Annotated in this window: 13 protein-coding genes and 1 pseudogene; 11 read left to right on the top strand and 3 right to left on the bottom strand. The window is 38.4% G+C overall.

The window, feature by feature from the left end:
* The first annotated feature begins 19 nt into the window (after window positions 1–19).
* Window positions 20–469, top strand: coding sequence for a carboxymuconolactone decarboxylase family protein (locus BMZ78_RS15900; protein ID WP_093231400.1), 450 nt, complete (start codon window positions 20–22; stop codon window positions 467–469).
* An 87-nt stretch (window positions 470–556) separates the two neighbouring features.
* Window positions 557–769: a hypothetical protein gene (locus tag BMZ78_RS18610; protein ID WP_139203348.1), complete on the top strand. Its 213-nt coding sequence runs from the start codon at window positions 557–559 to the stop codon at window positions 767–769.
* A gap of 119 nt (window positions 770–888) precedes the next feature.
* On the opposite strand, the gene BMZ78_RS15895 is transcribed toward BMZ78_RS18610, so the two are convergent.
* Window positions 889–1206 (bottom strand): YmaF family protein, encoded by a 318-nt coding sequence (locus BMZ78_RS15895; RefSeq protein WP_093231399.1) that lies wholly within the window; start codon window positions 1204–1206, stop codon window positions 889–891.
* A gap of 242 nt (window positions 1207–1448) precedes the next feature.
* Here BMZ78_RS15895 and BMZ78_RS15890 point away from each other — a divergent pair, with 242 nt between their 5' ends.
* Together BMZ78_RS15890 and BMZ78_RS15885 are read left to right on the top strand one after the other, a co-directional pair.
* Window positions 1449–2030 carry a hypothetical protein gene (locus BMZ78_RS15890; protein WP_093231398.1) on the top strand — a complete coding sequence of 194 codons (582 nt, stop codon included), beginning with the start codon at window positions 1449–1451 and terminating at the stop codon, window positions 2028–2030.
* A gap of 147 nt (window positions 2031–2177) precedes the next feature.
* Window positions 2178–2501, top strand: coding sequence for a MazG nucleotide pyrophosphohydrolase domain-containing protein (locus BMZ78_RS15885; protein ID WP_093231397.1), 324 nt, complete (start codon window positions 2178–2180; stop codon window positions 2499–2501).
* 159 nt (window positions 2502–2660) lie between these two features.
* Here BMZ78_RS15885 and BMZ78_RS15880 read toward each other — a convergent pair whose 3' ends face one another.
* Window positions 2661–3803, bottom strand: a complete 1143-nt coding sequence (locus BMZ78_RS15880; RefSeq protein WP_093231396.1) for a cysteine peptidase family C39 domain-containing protein — start codon at window positions 3801–3803, stop codon at window positions 2661–2663.
* Window positions 3804–4399: 596 nt separating this feature from the next.
* Between BMZ78_RS15880 and BMZ78_RS15875 the strand changes: the two genes are divergently transcribed.
* The 3 genes and pseudogenes from BMZ78_RS15875 to BMZ78_RS15865 all read left to right on the top strand — a co-directional run bounded on the left by BMZ78_RS15875 (window position 4400) and on the right by BMZ78_RS15865 (window position 8447).
* Window positions 4400–4957, top strand: coding sequence for a GNAT family N-acetyltransferase (locus tag BMZ78_RS15875; protein ID WP_093231395.1), 558 nt, complete (start codon window positions 4400–4402; stop codon window positions 4955–4957).
* A 380-nt stretch (window positions 4958–5337) separates the two neighbouring features.
* Window positions 5338–7028, top strand: a pseudogene (gene argS / locus BMZ78_RS15870) (arginine--tRNA ligase).
* Window positions 7029–7670: 642 nt separating this feature from the next.
* Window positions 7671–8447, top strand: a complete 777-nt coding sequence (locus BMZ78_RS15865) for a DUF3800 domain-containing protein (protein WP_093231394.1) — start codon at window positions 7671–7673, stop codon at window positions 8445–8447.
* A gap of 275 nt (window positions 8448–8722) precedes the next feature.
* On the opposite strand, the gene BMZ78_RS15860 is transcribed toward BMZ78_RS15865, so the two are convergent.
* Entirely contained in the window at window positions 8723–9241 is a 519-nt protein-coding gene (locus BMZ78_RS15860; protein WP_093231393.1) for a helix-turn-helix domain-containing protein, read from the bottom strand.
* 584 nt (window positions 9242–9825) lie between these two features.
* On the opposite strand from BMZ78_RS15860, the gene BMZ78_RS15855 reads away from it, so the two are divergent.
* The 4 genes from BMZ78_RS15855 (at window position 9826) to BMZ78_RS15840 (ending at window position 17797) form a co-directional block, all read left to right on the top strand.
* On the top strand, window positions 9826–11880 hold the full coding sequence (locus tag BMZ78_RS15855) for a type I restriction-modification system subunit M (RefSeq protein ID WP_093231392.1): 2055 nt from the start codon (window positions 9826–9828) through the stop codon (window positions 11878–11880).
* The gene (locus BMZ78_RS15850; protein WP_093231391.1) at window positions 11877–13082 is read left to right on the top strand and encodes a restriction endonuclease subunit S; all 1206 of its coding nucleotides are present in this window, start codon (window positions 11877–11879) and stop codon (window positions 13080–13082) included. The genes BMZ78_RS15855 and BMZ78_RS15850 overlap by 4 nt, the downstream gene beginning before the upstream one ends.
* Window positions 13079–16288: a type I restriction endonuclease subunit R gene (locus BMZ78_RS15845; protein ID WP_093231390.1), complete on the top strand. Its 3210-nt coding sequence runs from the start codon at window positions 13079–13081 to the stop codon at window positions 16286–16288. Before BMZ78_RS15850 ends, BMZ78_RS15845 begins: the two co-directional genes overlap by 4 nt.
* A gap of 528 nt (window positions 16289–16816) precedes the next feature.
* The gene (locus tag BMZ78_RS15840; protein ID WP_093231389.1) at window positions 16817–17797 is read left to right on the top strand and encodes a hypothetical protein; all 981 of its coding nucleotides are present in this window, start codon (window positions 16817–16819) and stop codon (window positions 17795–17797) included.
* The last annotated feature ends 359 nt before the right edge of the window (window positions 17798–18156 follow it).

The following is an 18156-nucleotide window of genomic DNA, read 5'->3' as shown; positions in this document are numbered from 1 at the left end:
GACATATAAGGAGGAGAGTATGATGAGACTCAACTACCGAAAAGCAAACCCTGAGGCGTTTCAAACCATGTTAAAATTGGAGAGTTATACCAAGAACAGCGGAATTGATCCCAAACTGCTGGAACTGATAAAAATCCGGGCATCGCAACTGAATGGCTGTGCCTTTTGTCTTCATATGCATACGAAAGAGGCACGAGCCATGGGAGAATCCGAAGAACGTATTTACCTGCTGAATGCCTGGCGCGAAGCCCATTGTTATACGGAAGAGGAAAAAGCGGTACTATCCTTGACAGAAGCTGTAACCTTGATTTCAGAGAAAGGAGTACCAGAAAGCCTGTATAAGCAAGTTCGTGAGTACTTTGATGAACAGCAATACGTTGCACTCATTATGGCGATCAATACGATCAACTGCTGGAATCGGATTGCGATCGCTACGGGGATGGTTCCAGGGGATTTTGAATCGGTTTGAGTGTTAGAGGAGCTTGGGGATGGGTTCGATTGTTTTGGAGTTTGAACACGACGGGGAAAATGGATGTTTCAGGGGGAATGTCCTTGGATGTCCATCGGACAATATTGTGAACTGGGCTGTGGTTGCTTTCGTATTTTTAAGGAAAAAATATTAGACCTTGAGATTCCTCAAAGGTCTGAGACTGTTGATAAACCCGGTTTTCCTTTTCCAGTTGAAACGACTTCTTGCTCGTATTTAAGCAACGGGAGTGAAACGGAAAAGGAAAACCGGCATATAACAGAAACTTTGTCAACAAGCTGAGACCTTGAGATTTCTCAAAGGTCTTTGAGTATCCAACCATCTTCCAGGAGAAGATGATAAAAAGGATATGAATAGCAGGTTTGCAGATTAGAAAATAATTGGATTTCCTTTTCTTTCAACTATACAAGAGGCCGATCAATCAGTGTAGTAAAGACAAATCGATGAACATGACCATCATCTACTGTCGTAACTCCCTTTACCAGATGGATGTGTTTTCCATTACCGACAGGGATTGCTGGACCCGTTCTTATTACGAGTCTGTGATGATGGTCCAAAAAATCAGTATTCACCGTTATCGTATGGATGTGATTCCCGCCTCTTATGGGGATGGCTTCACTGGTAACTCCTGCAAATCGGTGATTATGCCTGTCATTCCCTTGTTCTGCCAATTTTGTACTGCCTAAAAATTCATGCGTGTGTCTTTGTCTTCTCCTCATCGTACATTTACCTCCAAATCCTATGATTGATTTGTTTATTCATGATTAGCAGTATATTCATGCCAGTTTATTTTTGCTCTTGAACATGACATTTTGTATCATCGACCCATAGAATGATTGGCGAACCCCCAACCTTTTTGAAATAGGGTTTGGGGGTTTGATCGCTATTAACTAAATAGGAGTGAAAAATAGAGAAAAGGGTAAAAGTTGTAGGGAAACCAAAAGACATTGGAGGAGAAAGTTTGTGTGGGAAATTTTTACCTAATGAAGTAGATGGGAAAATATATTATGTGTTACAAGCCATTGATGCCTTCAAGATGGGGTATAAGCCCATGCTTCTCGCTACTGAGTCAGAGCTGGACGAGCTTCTGTTTCATCCGTTCTTTATTCGTCATAAGCATCTTTATCTGTTTTTTCATTCAGAGGCACACAAGCGGGGGTTTCTCAAAAAAACGAAGGGAATTCCATGGAATAGCCTTGAATTTGAAAGAATATTGGGACTATGCCTAGGGATGCCACCAAAAGCCGTTGATTTATATATTCGAGTGAAGGCATTGGGAGTGGCAGGCAAGTTCGAAAAAATGGAAGAGCTAATTAAAAAAAGAATCGGCATCAGTTTTGCAGGAATAACCTGTGTTTGTCATGTCGAAGATTTAGTCGAGAATGCGCATTGGTTTTGGGAACGGTACGACTTTCCTGAATTGATGCAGTATCCATTGGAAGTTTGGAGCAAGTCAGATTTTCATTTTGTAAATTATGGAGATACAACTAAATTAAAAGAGATACAAAAAGAGATTTTAGAAGGAGAGTGGAGAGGAAGTTAAAACTACAATAAGAGAGTGTATTTTCTGAAAAATAAGACATCAGGAACGCAGATCATCAAGTTTTGAGTTTCCTGTTTGTTTAGTGGAACGGGACTGCTACAATAGGCAATCTTTTTATTTACAAACTTTATGGGTAAGGAGTTTGGGATGTTGAGAATCAAAGAATTGCAAGAGCAAGTCAAGCAGTTGCTTGATGAGAAAGGATTCAGGTATGACAAAGGCGTCTTCTGGGAAAAGATAGCCCTCACTCACACTGAAATCAGTGAATTAGCAGATGTGATCAAGAAACAAGGCTATGATGCAAGGGAAAAGATTGCAGAAGAAATAGCAGACATCATCATTAGAGCAATGAATTTTGGTCTGATGTTTGACATTGATGTTGAGGAAGCCATCAAAAAGAAAATGGAATTCAACTTTACCAGACCCAGAAAATATAACACTTATGAGGGGAAATCTGACAATGGAGTTTGAAATAAGATTAGTGAAAGAATCTTTCCTTTGACTAGCAGATGATAGATCATACCCGTGCTGAGCGCATCAAAAAATAGCCGTTGGAATTTGATATCCCAACGGCTACATGACCATATCTATTCTCTGACTGGTGGCATATAAGATACCCAGACTACCATCTTATTTAATGGTATATACAAGACTTGAGTAACCATCTACTTCATAATAGTCAACCCACGCACCGCTTCCAGTAGCTGGATCGGCTACACTAAGCCAAGGATAACCATCAATGAGCCGATATCCAACGATGACTTGCCAATGCCACTCGACAAATGGAATTTGATGCATGATTGCTAGAGGAGCATTTCCATCAATCCATTGCCGAACCTTTGCGTAATTTCCTTCAGCATCCAAACTATAGGTACTCCAGGATTGTCCATTATGCTGGAAATGCTGGTCCAGTCCATCTCTAAAATCGTCTAGCCAGGTTCCAGTAACTCCAGTATTCATCTCTTCCTCTAAGTGTGTAACGAGGTTGGTTGCTTTACCATAATAGTTGATTCCTCGAACACCCAATCCCAGATTTTCGTAGTACTCCGCCATCATTGCGCCTGCTGTCGGACCGCAAGCAGTTTCTGGATTGAAGCTGACCAGGTTTTGATTCAAAAAAACGAATTTATTCATGTCGATATAGTTCACAATGACCGATTGAGTTTGGAATGATGCATCTGATAAGAGAAAATCCCATTTCCTGTTATTTTCTGGAGAGGTTTCAGGTTTTTTAAGCTGGGCTTTCGCCATTTTTTCTGCATCTTTAAACTTCTTTTTCTTTTTCAGTTTCGTGACTAATTCTTGCCTTTTCAGCTCCAATCCTTTTCTTAACTCATTCTCATTCTTATATCCAACAAGCGCGGAAACTCCTAAGAAATACACTTTATTTCCTGCACTAATTTCCTTCTTCACTTTCTGTGTAAGAGGGCTTTTTCCTAATCCACCCTGAATCACTGGAGATTTATCTCTGGTAGAAGAACTGATGAAATATCCTGCTTCTTTTCCATCCTTCTCAGCTACTATATAGTAAGCAGTAAGATTGCCTTCAATATCATATAGATTTGCCAATACTTTTAACTGTTGATTATCCCACTCATTGCTGTGCTTTAAAAAATTCTTGACAGCTTTGATCGCATCCTTTTCGGAAACCTGAAGCTGATTCTGAACTTGACCTTGAGTTGCTTTTGTTTCAGCAAATACAAGGCTACTTGGGCTAAACGCAATGATAGCAGCTAGCACACAAAACGAAACGGACAGGATAAAACGTTTCATAGGATAACCTCCCTATTTATAGATTTATTAATTATATTTATTATATTGATAATTATAAATCGAAAATATAATATTAACAATATTTTATATAGTTTCCTGGATGATTTTGAGAAGAATCTTATTTATACGATACATTCCCTCATATTAAAAATGTCCTCATATGGTGTATCAGATGGTACAGTCAAAGGAATATTCGTATTGAATGCAGCACAAATCCAGACGTTGACTTCGATGGTTATGCAACAACCTCGTTTTATAAAGTTTACTTTTCGAACTAACAGTTGCTTATCAGAATTTAAATTGGTATTCTAATAAATAAGAAAACGACGAAAGGAGGGTACCCAAATGAAGAAGAAATCACTTGTGTCTTTGTCCAAAGGTATTGGGTACTCGACTGCCGTTTTCTTTAATAATTCTAACCATGGGAGAAGTCTGCCTAAAATCAGGTATTCAAGCGGCTTGGCATCCTTTGGTTAGAATGAAAAAATGGGAAAATGCCACAGGTCGCTTTCCTGTGGTTTACATATAGTTATGTGTACATCACAGGGGATGCCTGTGGTGTTTTTTTATTTTCATCAGAAAAGGAGGAAAACCAAATGAGAATGAACGGCAATAAAATCTTTTTGAAAATCCTTGAAAGTTCCGATGCAGAAGCTTTATTGCGTCTGGAATTGAAAAATCGGGACTTCTTTCAAAAGTATACACCTTTACGAGATGATGCTTTTTACACTTTGGAAGGTCAACTGAATCGAATCAGGAAGCAGAGTGAATTAAAAAATCTCGATCAACTTTACTCATTTGGCATATATCTGATGGAAACCAGGGAGTTAATCGGGAATGTTACACTTTCAGAAGTAGTACGGGGACATTTGCAAAGTTGCTGGATCGGATATTATCTAGACAAGGATCATAATGGTAAAGGGTATATGACAGAGGCTGTCCGTCTAGCCGTGTCTTATGCATTCAATGAGCTGAAGCTTCATCGGATTGAAGCAGGAGTCATGCAGCATAACATCGGTTCAATCAGAGTATTGGAAAAAGCAGGGTTTCATAAAGAGCGCATCGCAAAGAAAAGCGTGAAGATAAACGGGAGATGGGAAGATCATCTGGTGCTCGCCATCGTAAACGAGGAAGAGGAAACCGCGATAAAGTGAAGCGCAAGAATCCAGGCGATATAAGATTCGCTTGATGAAGCAGGTTACAGCAATTCTGCTCCGTTTTCCTCCTCCTTTTGAAATAAATTGACAATTGAATTTTTCTTTTTTACAATGTTACTCAAATTTAAATCGAAAACACCTATGAAGGAGAGAGTACGGAGCAGATGGATTTTTAGCGAGCCAGGGACGGTGGCCTGGTATGAAGTCTCTCCCGAACCGTACTCTGGAGATAGAAGTAGGCGTAATCAGGAAATTTCCCGTTATCCATAAATGAGTGGCACCGATTTGTGCAAGCGGAGTGGTACCACGGGCTTAAAGCGCTCGTCTCCATATTTGGAGATGAGCGCTTTTTTATTTAGATCATGAGGAGGAAGGACATGGATTATAAAAAGGCTTTTGCCCAAGAAATTTGTAAAACACTATTAGATGACAGTCTAAAACTTGAGGATGTTCTAAAGACCATCGAAAAACCGAAAAAACAGGAGTTAGGCGATTTAGCCTTTCCCTGTTTCGTTCTGGCCAAAATCTACAAAAAAGCTCCTCAAATCATTGCTGAAGAAATTGCATCTAACGTTTCTGATCCTTTCTTTTCAAAAGTTGAGGCAGTTGGATCATATGTAAATGTGTTTTTAAATCGGGCCTACGTTAGCCAGCAAGTACTATCCAAAATCATTCAAGAAGGTAATAAATACGGATCCAATGAAGATGGAAAGAACAAAACCGTAACCATTGATTTATCCTCACCGAATATTGCGAAACCTTTTTCAATGGGTCACCTCCGATCTACTGTAATTGGAACTGCCATTGCCAACATTGCTGAGAAAAATGGATATAGAACCGTGCGCATTAACCACTTAGGAGACTGGGGCACCCAATTTGGAAAACTGATCGTTGCCTATAAGAAATGGGGTGACAAAAAAACAATCGAGAGAAATCTCATTTCAGAACTGTTAAAGCTCTACGTCCGTTTCCATGAAGAAGCTGAATAAGACCCAGCATTGGAGGACGAAGGGAGTCGTGCATTTAAAAATCTCGAAGATGTGATCCTGAAGCCGTTCGTTTATGGCAATGGTTCCGTGAAGAATCCTTAAAAGAGTTTTCACGTCTATATGATTTACTTGAGATCTCCTTCGATTCTTTTAATGGAGAGGCTTTTTACAACGACAAGATGGATGCAGTGATTCAGATGTTAAAAGAGATGGATTTACTGGTAGAAAGCGAAGGTGCCCAGGTAGTGATGCTTGAGGAAGAAGGTCTTCCACCGTGTCTGATACAAAAATCGGATGGAGCCACCTTATATGCCACTCGGGATTTGGCAGCCGCTTTTTATCGTAAAAATCAATATCACTTTGATAAAGCCATTTATGTCGTGGGAAGTGAGCAGAGTCTACAATTTAAACAACTCAAGCTGGTCCTGAAAAAAGCTGGTGTTGAGTGGGCCGATGACATCATTCACACTCCCTTTGGAATGATGCTTAAAAACGGGAAAAAAATGTCCACACGAAAAGGGCGTGTCATCCTGCTTGAAGAGGTACTCAATGAAGCTATTGATTTGGCCAGAAAAATCATCGAGGATAAAAACCCCTACCTCGAAAACAAAGAAGAGATAGCAAAGCAAGTGGGTATTGGTGCTGTTGTTTTTCATGACTTAAAACACTACCGTACCAACGATGTAGAGTTCTCGCTTGAATCCATGCTCAATTTTGATGGTGAAACAGGACCATATTTGCAATATACTCATGTTCGTTGCCATTCACTGATGAGAAAAGCGAATTACACATCACCAACAGAAAATGTAACATTGGATGAAGCAGAAGCTTGGCCCATCATTGTCCTTCTAGGAGAATTTAACGATGTGGTAAGAAATGCCTGGAAAGAATTTGATCCATCAAGAATCGCCAGATATGCTCTTGATCTTGCCCGTGCATTCAACCAATACTATGCCAATGTCCGTATTCTCTCTGATGAAAAGCAGCAAGAACCACGTTTAAATATGGTTTATGCCGTTGCAATCGTTTTAGAAGAGTCGCTTCGATTATTGAACATAAGGGCACCAAAACAAATGTAGAGGAATCTTAATTTTTTTGAGATAGGAACTGTAAGCCTTGAATAAGGCTACACAAGCACATCAAGTTTTCAATACTTCACTATTCCATTTAATGTTTTCCTTGGGCGACAATTGGTCGACCTCTTTTTTTTCTTTTTGGCAAAAAGGGTTTGATCAGTTGCTATTGATAATCGATTAACTCATGTTTGAAAATACTCATTTGAGTTTTTGTATGTTTATTCCCTATAGAGTTTTGTCAAACTATAACTTCAAATATTGAATAAATACCTAGACAAACAAGATTAATTTTATTGTTAATCAATATTTTTTGATTAAAGAATAATTCTCCTGGGAATATACAGAATGGTAAAATAATTATTAGGGACAACATGACAAGTAAAAAAAAGTCATTTTTCCCATGCCCATGTGAAGGATAGTCAGATTAACATTGCAGATAATGGATCAAAAATTAGTGCTTCTATAATGACCCCATAATCTTCCAGACAAAGTTTAAGTTGTAATAGCGGAAGAAAGGGGTTGTTTTTAATGGGAAGGAGAAAGCTTACAAAAAATTGATATAGTGTTAGCTTGAGTGGCATTAGGAGTAAATATCTCTGAGTATACAGAGAATACGGCAACTGCAGTACTAAAGGAGGGTAAAATTTGTATATTGCTTATTTAGACGAATCACATGATAAAAATCATTATGTAGTTTCTGCATTAATTATTCATGAAAGTCAATGGAATCAAGTATTTGATGCTCTTAAGGAATTTAGAAAATACTTAAAAGAGAAATATAAAATTCCCTTATCAAGAGAATTGCACGCTAGAGAATTAGCAGCTGGGAGAGGTTGGTTACGTCCATATGGTAAGGGAAGTAAAACTCGACATTTAGATGTTCATAAAAGGGATAGAGCGCGTATTTTTAAACTTTTCACTCGAGGGGTTATAGGAAAATTAGACAGATACGGGGTCAAAACAATTAATGCTTGCTATAAAATGTCCTTAGGAAATGCAGAAGAGAAAGCAATTGAGGCAGTACTTAACAGACTAAATAGGTTTGTCAAAGAAAAAAATGATCATATGTTAGTTGTTTTTGATAAAGGATTAGAAACATTTCATCGTAAACTGTATAGGAAACTACGGATTTACAATCCTATTCCATCAAAATATGGTATGTGGGAAGACGGTAGAGCAACAAAAAACATTACTCTTGATAAAATTATCGCTGATCCTTTTTTTCATGACTCTTCCCATGATTATTTTATTCAGGCTGTAGATTTTATTGCTTTCTCATTACTTAAACTCGAAGATCCAACTCCACCAAAATGGGCAATTAAAGGAAAAATAAACAAAGCATTTGACCACTTTAAAAAAATAATTGAATATGAAGCATGCAAAAAAGATAAAATTTATGGGGTAGTCGGTAGATGTGATTAAATGCTTTTATAAATAAAACAAGCAAGAACGATTGCTGAGTGTAATCCATACGGTTACCTCAGGTCGTTCCTGCACTTTTATTATATACATAATGAATAATTTATGTAAAGAGAAAAAGCTGGTTTTTAGCGTCTTAAGGATGTTGACAAATAAAGTTTCTCCTTTTCCAGTTGAGCGACTTTTGGTCGAATATAAGCAACGAAAGCGAAACGGAAAAGGAGCCCCACTCCTAAAAGGAGACTTTGTCAAAAGCTGAACCTCTCAAATTGAGAGGATTAACCCGCTTGCTTTTTCTTCTCTTTTGTAGCAGCAGTTTCAATATCTGTTTTTCGTTTCTCCATCCATTCATAGAATTGTGGAGGATATGGATCAGTTGGAATCACATTTAATTTCTCTACACCCAACACAAACAAGAGATGATGAAGCTGTGCAAGCGGAAGAGCTTGATATTCATCCCGTTCGAGTTTTTCTAGTTGATGGAGTGGTATATGGAGCTTCTCTACAAGCTCTTCTTGCGTGATGCCTTTCCAGATTCTCATCTTGATCAGAAAGGAACCTAGTTTATCCGTGGTGACATTTTCTTTATCAAAGTTACCAGCAATCGCTTTTTCATACTCTTCTACATTGAATTTGACATCATCATAGAAAGCAGAAGACATAAACAAAGCGACTTTAATTTCTTCTTCGCTTGCTCCCTCTTTTTCCATCTCATGTCTGATCTTTTCTCTTTCTTCAGTCATTTTCTCCAATTTAGCCTTTTCCCGTTGGTACTGCTCATCGGTAAGGATTTTCATCCAATCACCCTTTGATTAATTTAATCACACCTTTAGGAATGCCATCTTGATCTTTTCTAAATACTTGTTCGAACTTGAGTAAGTTTCCTTCTTCATCATGGACAGCATAAATCAAAAAACAGCTTGGATAGATTTCGAAGCCGTTGCTACCATTCTTGCTGTTCTTGTAGCATTGAAACAAAGATTACACAGGAAACAGCAAAAAAGGCAAATGAATTATCTGAACGTGCAGTTAAGATGACAGAAGACAATATGAAGGATAACCATACAAAAGGGTGTTACTGATTTACTCAATGCTTACCAGCAATGGATACCGATCCAAACCATAGTAGCTCTGGCTGGGAATGAATCAATAGAAACAACCAGACGGTATACTATTTCATATGAGAAAGTATTAAGAAAAGCCCTGTTGAGTCTATCAGCGAAGGAGTAAAAATCATAAAATTTACCAAGTAAATGTTATGTATGTAATGAAGAACTACCTTTAAATCAATTAGATCGCATTACATTTCGATAAATTTTTTGTATTATATATTATGCAAGTCTAAAACAACTGAAAAATACTATTGGAGGGATCTTATACCGTGGCACAACTAGAACATATCGAAGCCATAGAAAAGCAGCTATGGAAAGCAGCAGATACACTTCGAGCCAACTCCAACTATGCCAGTAACGAATATTTCTTACCTGTCATGGGACTTATTTTTTTGCGTCATGCATATAGCCGCTATTTAGCCGTGAAGGATGAAATTATTGAATCTCTTCCTAAACGTGGTGGAAAGTCCCGTGAATTGACCAAGGAAGACTTTTCACAAAAGGGAGCTATTTTTTTGCGGGAAGAGGCGCAATTCGATAATCTTGTAGAACTCACAGACAGTGATGATCGTGCGAAAGCGATCATCGATGCAATGGAATCAATTGAGAATGACTATGAAACACTCCGTGGTGTCCTTCCAAAGGAAGAATATCGGGAATTGGATAATGAAGTACTGGGACAGCTTCTTCGTATTCTCAATCCTGAAGAGCTAAAGAAAGCATCTGGTGACATCTTCGGACGGATTTATGAATACTTCCTCACTCAATTTGCAAACCAAAACGCACATGATAACGGGGAATTCTTCACCCCTGTTTCGCTAGTTACATTGATTGCTAACGTGCTAGAACCTGATCATGGAATTGTTCTCGATCCTGCCTGTGGTTCAGGAGGGATGTTTGTTCAAAGCGCTCACTTCGTAGAGAAAATGAAAGAGAATCCTACCGAGCGACTGACCTTCTATGGTTTAGAAAAAAACCCCACTACCATCCGCCTAGCAAAAATGAATCTGGCGGTACACGGGTTGGAAGGAGACATTCAAAAAGCGATTACATACTACGAAGATCCTCATGAATTAGTAGGGAAATGCGATTTTGTCATGGCCAATCCCCCATTTAATGTCGATGAAGTGGATGCAGCAAAAATTAAAGATGATAAACGGCTCCCATTTGGTCTACCAGGAGAAAAAAATGGAAAAGTTTCGAACGCAAACTATCTCTGGATCAGCTACTTCTATAGCTATTTAAATGAAAAAGGACGTGCCGGTTTTGTTATGTCTTCGCAGGCTTCCAGCGCGGGACGGGATGAGGCGAAGGTTCGCAAAAAGTTGATTGAAACTGGATCCGTGGATATTATGATCGCCATTCGCTCCAACTTTTTCTATACCCGGAGTGTCCCTTGTGAACTATGGTTTCTGAACCGTGCCAAACCGGAAGAAATGCGGGACAAAGTGCTAATGATCGATGCACGGAATATCTATCGCAAAGTTACTCGTAAAATCAACGATTTTAGTCCTGAACAACTTCAAAACATCTTGGCCATCGTTTGGCTCTACCGAGGACAGCAAGAACGTTTCCTTAATTTAGTAGCTCAATATTTGGAGAGAACTCTAGAAGAAGCCAAACTCTGTTATGAAGCAAAAGATGAGAACGAGCAAACCATAGACAGACTATCTGCTTACATAGAAGCACTAACAAATCTAAAAGAAAGTAAAGAGCTGTTCTCAGAATCCAAAGATTCCTATTCAGAAGAATTAAATGAACTAAACAACTTAATGTATGCTTTTAATGGGGATGTAGCCTTATTCCGTGATCGAGTAGAAACCGAGCTAGCCCAATGGAAACAGCAAGATCGTTCTATCGAAGCATTGAAAGAAGTTGCAAAAAGCTTAGTTAGTCTGGTAGAACTAAGTCAGCAGTTGGTAAAGCAGGCAGATCAGATTTATAAACTCTTTAACATTCTGAACAATGGAGCAAACCGGAAAAAACTTAAGGAAGTAGAAAAAACCCGTAAAGCCTTAGTCGAGCAACTGAAGCAAGTGCGCTACTTCCACAAACATGCTGTGTGGCTAACAGAACGTTTCCCCGAAGCATGTCTACGTGATGTTGAGGGTCTAGTTAAATTAGTGGACAAATCTGAACTGGAAGCAAATGACTGGAGTCTTACACCAGGACGATATGTCGGAGTGGCACCAGAGGAAAAAGACGAGGATTTTGATTTTGAAGAAGAACTGCGGCAAATCCACGATGAATTAGAAGAATTGAATGCAGAAGCGGCAGAACTAGCCGAGACAATTCGTAGGAATTTTAAGGAGTTGGGTTTATGAAGTGGACTGAAAAATCACTTGATGAACTAGGATACGTTAGTAGAGGGATTTCACGTCATCGTCCACGGAATGCCCCTCATTTATATGGAGGTCCTTATCCTTTTATTCAAACAAGCGTTGTAAAGCATGCCAACTTGTACATTCGAGAATATGAACAAACATACAGCGAAGAGGGATTGGCTCAAAGTAAGCTTTGGCCTGCTGGAACTCTTTGTATTACAATTGCCGCAAACATTGCTGATACAGCAATTCTTGCTTTTGATGCTTGCTTTCCAGACAGTGTAATAGGTTTTATACCAGATCCTGATAAAGCAGATGTACGATTTATTAAGTATCTTTTTGACGCATTACTACAGAAACGTTTCCAATCTTTTTCACAAGGTGCAGCACAAGACAACTTAAGTATGGAAAAATTACTTTCAATTAAATTTCCTGTACCAAATATAACTACTCAAAAACGTATAGCTGACATCCTCTCCACCTACGACGACCTAATCGAAAACAACCTACGCCGTATTGAACTACTTGAGCAATCAGCACGGCTTCTATACAAAGAGTGGTTTGTTCATTTGCGTTTCCCTGGACATGAACGAGTAAAAATTGTTGATGGTGTACCAGAGGGATGGATTAAGGGAAAAGTCGCCGACTTTTTTAATACTACTTCTGGTGGAACTCCTAGTCGGAAAAATCCCGAATTCTTCTCTGGTACGATAAATTGGGTGAAAACTCAAGAACTAAACGATGATTATATTTTTGATACGGAAGAAAAGATTAGTGAAGAAGCTATTCAAAAATCGTCTGCAAAAATTTATCCTGAAAACACGTTACTAGTTTCTATATATGCTGGAACTAATATTGGGAGAACAGGGATACTTGCCTATCCATCTGCAAGCAACCAAGCTTGTGTAGCTTTATTACCAACTCATAAAGATGCTAATCCTTTTTATGCACAATTGTATTTTAGAGAAATAAGAAATACTTTAATAAACATTGCACAAGGTTCTGCTCAAACGAATATTAGTCAACAAACAATTCGTAATTTACCAATGATCATGCCGTCAACTGATATTATGAATGCTTTTATTAGTATTGTTAGTCCACTATATGCTCAAATGAAAACACTACAACTACAAGTAATTAAGCTCAAACAAGCCCGTGATCTTCTACTCCCACGTCTCATGAAAGGAGAAATTACCGTATGAGTCGGCTGAATGAAGACACCTTGGTTCAACAAACCGTTGCCGATTGTCTACGTGATGATCTTGGTTGGGAATGTGTTTATGCTTACAATTCCGAGACGTTTGGCCCAGACGGAACTCTGGGCCGGTCTTCGGACCGTGAGGTAGTGTTGACACGTTATCTAAAACTTGCCCTAAAAAAATTCAATCCTGGATTGCCTGAAACTGCTTATGAGCAAGCAATCAAACAGATTGTGGAAGCAAGTGCTACTCAGAGTCTCCTTTCGATCAATCGTGAAAAAGATGCTTTGCTCCGTGATAGTATATTGGTTTCCTATCGAAATGCAAAAGGAGAAATGAAAAAAGAACGCCTTCGTGTCTTTGATTTTGACAATCCAGTAGAAAACCATTTCCTCTGTGTCCGAGAACTTTGGGTTCGTGGAGACATTTACCGTCGCCGAGCAGATATCGTAGGATTTGTTAATGGTATTCCTCTTCTTTTTATGGAGCTAAAAAACGTCAGCAAAAACATCCGACTGGCTTATGAACAAAATCTTTCCGATTACAAAGATACCGTTCCACATTTGTTCCACCACAATGCTTTCATCATACTGACCAATGGAGTGGATGCGAGAATAGGAACAATTTCTAGTCGTTTTGAACATTTTCATGAATGGAAACGGTTAGACGAGGAGGATCCGGGAGAGGTTAAACTAGAAACACTGCTAAAAGGAGTTTGCAATAAGCAAAACTTCATGGATCTCTTTGAAAACTTCTTGCTCTTCGATGAATCATCAGGGACACCGGTTAAAATCTTGGCTCGAAACCATCAGTTCCTAGGAGTAAACCGAGCAATTCAAGCATTTAAAGAAAGAAAAAAACGCCAAGGGAAACTAGGCGTTTTTTGGCACACACAAGGATCTGGAAAAAGTTATTCTATGGTTTTCTTCACTCGCAAAGTTCGTCGGAAAATTGGGGGTAATTTTACCTTCCTCATTGTTACAGATCGGGAAGATTTAGATTCTCAAATCTATAAAACCTTCGCTGGATGTGGTCTAGTAGATAATGATCGTGATTCCTGCCGAGCAACAAGTGGTGAACATTTGAAAGATCTTCTGGGGCAACACAAAGCTTATATTTTCACACTCATCCAGAAATTCAATCAAGATGTTGATCCACGTGAAGGATACTCTCTTCGAGACGATATTGTAATCATAAGTGATGAAGCACATCGTAGCCAGTATGGACGGCTTGCACTGAACATGAAAAATGCTCTCCCAAATGCGAGCGTAATCGGCTTTACGGGAACTCCTCTTTTCACCGATGATGAAATCACCCGTCAAGTCTTTGGTGACTACGTTTCCACATATGACTTTCAGCGAGCTGTTGAAGATAAAGCCACTGTTCCACTCTATTACGATGCACGTGGCGATAAACTGGGGATTTCAACCAATGATCTCAACGAGAAAATCGCCAAAAAGCTAGAAGAATTAGAAATTGAAGGTTCCGATGTAGAACAGCAATTACAAAAAGAACTAAAACGGGAATACCACATTCTCACAGCTGAGAAACGTCTCAAACAAATCGCCAACGATTTCGTGGATCATTATTCCAAGGCTTGGGAAACGGGTAAAGCAATGTTTGTTTGTATTGACAAAATCACCTGTGTTCGGATGTATAACCTGATCCAGAAATATTGGCAAAAGAGAATCAAAGAGCTGGAATTAAAAGTATCGAAAATCTCTGATTGGCAAGAAAAAGATGATCTTATTCGGCAAATTGCCTGGATGAAGGAAACTTTAATGGCAGTAGTAGTGAGTGAAGAGCAAGGAGAGGTCGAGAAGTTTCGCAAGCATGGGTTAGATATTACTCCACACCGAAAACTGATGAAAGAAGGCTTTGATATTGGCGGTGACCGTCGTGTTGATCTGGAAACTGCATTTAAAGATCATACGCATCCTTTCCGTATCGTCATTGTTTGTGCGATGTGGCTAACGGGATTTGATGTTCCTTCCCTCTCCAATCTCTATCTTGACAAACCTCTGAAAGCCCATACCCTGATGCAAACCATCGCACGAGCTAACCGAGTTCATGAAGGAAAGAACAATGGTCTCATCGTCGATTACTGTGGCATTCTAAAGAACTTACGAAAAGCACTTGCTACCTATGCCGGACAAGGGGATCATGGACGTAAACTCGAAAAAGGTGAAAAAGATCCCACTAAACCAGAAGAAGATCTGTTAAGCGATCTAGCTGAATCTATCTCAATGATCCATACGTTTTTACAAAAGCGAGGAGCATCTTTGGATGACATCATTGAGAAAACTGGATTTCAAAGAAATGCCGCCATTGTCACTGCCAAAGAAGCAGCAAACGAAAATGATGAGACACGTAAACGTTTTGAAGTCATGTGCCGAGAGGTATTTAAGAAATTCAAAGCATGCCTTAACATCGAAGAAGTCAATCAGTATCGGAAAGAGGTAGACGCAATCAATATTATTTATCGCAGTTTACAAAAAGATCGGGAAAAAGTGGACATTAGCGACATTCTCCAAGAACTTCGCAAAGTCGTTGACGAATCCATCACAACTGTTCCCAAAGAGTACAAACAAACAACTCCCTTCGACATCTCAGCTATTGACTTCGAACGTTTGCGTAAAGAATTTGAAAAAAGCAAGACAAAAAACACTACCGTTCAAAACCTAAGACATGCAATTGAACAACGAGTCAAACGTCTGCTAAATCAAAACCCTCTGCGCATTGACCTTCAAAAACGTTACGAAGAGATCATATCGGAATATAACCGTGAAAAGGATCGACAAACGATTGAAGCTACCTTTGAATCTTTAATACGTTTTGTGGAAGAACTAGATGCAGAAGAGAAAAGAGCCATTCGAGAAGGTTTAGATGAAGAAAGCTTGGCCATTTTTGATCTCCTTATAAAACCGAATCTTACTAAAAAAGAGATCAAACGCATCAAAAAAGTAGCCATCGAACTACTTGAAACCCTCAAGGCAGAGAAGCTAAAAGTAGATCATTGGAGTGAGAAAAAGGCTACTCGAGATGCAGTAAGGACGGCGATCTTTGATTTCCTTTGGAATGACGAAACAGGACTACCAGTTGATCACTATGATGAAGAAGATGTAAAAGAAAAAGCAGAAGCAGTGTTTCGGCATGTATTCCGAGTGTATCCAAGGATTCCTTCTCCTGTGTATTCAAATGTATCTTAAACCTTATCATAAACACGAAATGACTTGAGTCCTTTTGGCATCTCAAGTCATTTTTTCATTTATTAGGAAGGTGATACTAAAATCGACAGATGCTTCCCTCCGGGTCTACCAGGAATATTTCAAATACTACTTCAAAAACTTCTTACACTCTACTTTGATCATCGAATTCAAGTATTCTCCCTTATTTTGATAATCTCGATGCTCATACTTAACCAATCGTGTTTTTCTTTCTGTCTGACTTCAACAATCTTTCCATTTATCGATTTCATTTGTCTTCTCATCTTAACTAAATCCTAATTGATTCGGTCGATTACCAATCCTAACCACTCTGCATAGATAGACCCCATCTTTAGTAGCAGATTCTTTCTAAATCCTGTTGCAAAGCGAGAATGGAGACTTTTAAGTGAATATATCTTTTGAATAATTGTTGGAACTCTTGAAACCCCTGTTCCATTAACATGATAACACCCCTGTTTGATCTTGTACTTAGTATTTTCTTTCTCTATGATTTAGAAAAGGGGGAATGTTATGTTTCTTTTTAGTCAGCCTTGGTGGTACACATGGGATGGAATTGCAGCAGTTGGGCAATGGGTAGGTGGATTAGGTTCGATTGCAGCAATTGGTGCAGTTTATTGGCAAGTTCGTAGGAATGAGAAGCTATCACGTGAGATGTTACAAGAGCAGATCAATGAGAATAAGCGGTTAGCAGAGGAGAATAAACAGTTGATTCTTAAACAGATTGAGGAACAGAGGAAGATTTCAGAGGAGGAACGAGAACCGAAAATATCAATACATATAGCTATAAAAGAAAAAGAGGTTGAGGAAGAAAAGAAACGAATTTTGATCGTAACAGCAACAAATATAGGAAATGTGCCAGTATATATTACAGAATGCAACATTGAGGAAAAGGGTTCACCTTATTGGAATATTTATGTTGAATATTTAGAATTTAGAGGTATTAGAAACGAAATTAATAAACATAATTCTGTAGAAGTATATTTTCGTAGTAGAGACCGATCTCGTTGTCTGGAAAATAATATGAAAAGTAATATCCCAAATTCGTTACTTCCAGGTGAGGAAGTTACAGTTGAAATTAATCTGGCACCTTTTGAAATGGAGTTAATTGAGGAAATTTGGCGATCTCTACCTGAAGATGATATTTTTTATAAATCGGGATTACCTGAATTGCCATCTGATTTCAAGGAAAGTTCATTATTCAAAGCTATAGCCGAAAAGTATAAAAAAGTAAATAGTAACTTTTTGAATCCTGTAGATGAAAAAGTTACTACAATTGATATTAGTTTTAAAGAATCCAGTGGAAAATTTTTGTTTACTGAAACAGTTGGTATAGTAAAAGGAAGCGGTAAGATAAGTTATTATTGGGATAATGTAAAGTCTGCTTCATATTTTATATTCCCTGCACTTGGTATTATTATGAAGCATTTAGATATGATAAAGCATCTTAATGAGATATTAGAGAAAGATAATATAGAAGGAGAAGATGATTAATAAAAAAGTTAAAACAATTGAAGAAAGGAGTATTATATTGTTATTTACTCAACCTTGGTGGTATACATGGGATAGAATTACAGCTGTTTTGACGATGAAATTTATGTAATGATCATTAATGATTTTGATGACAGTCCAAATGATTGCATTCAATTTACATACATTTGTAAGGATTATACATTGAAAGATAATAGAGTGAAATATAGAGATGAAGGTACAAGACAGGATATTCTCAAAAAGTACGATATCGAGAATGATGAGGAGTATAATGACCCCATAATCTTCCAGACAAAGTTTAAGTTATAATGAAGGAAGAAGAAAGGGGTCGTTTTCAATGGGAAGGAGAAAATGGACAGCTG

The sequence above is a fragment of the Thermoflavimicrobium dichotomicum genome, assembly GCF_900114055.1.
Lineage (GTDB): Bacteria > Bacillota > Bacilli > Thermoactinomycetales > Thermoactinomycetaceae > Thermoflavimicrobium > Thermoflavimicrobium dichotomicum.
Note: the sequence above shows the minus strand (reverse complement) of the source record. Positions and strands in the feature narration are given on the sequence as shown.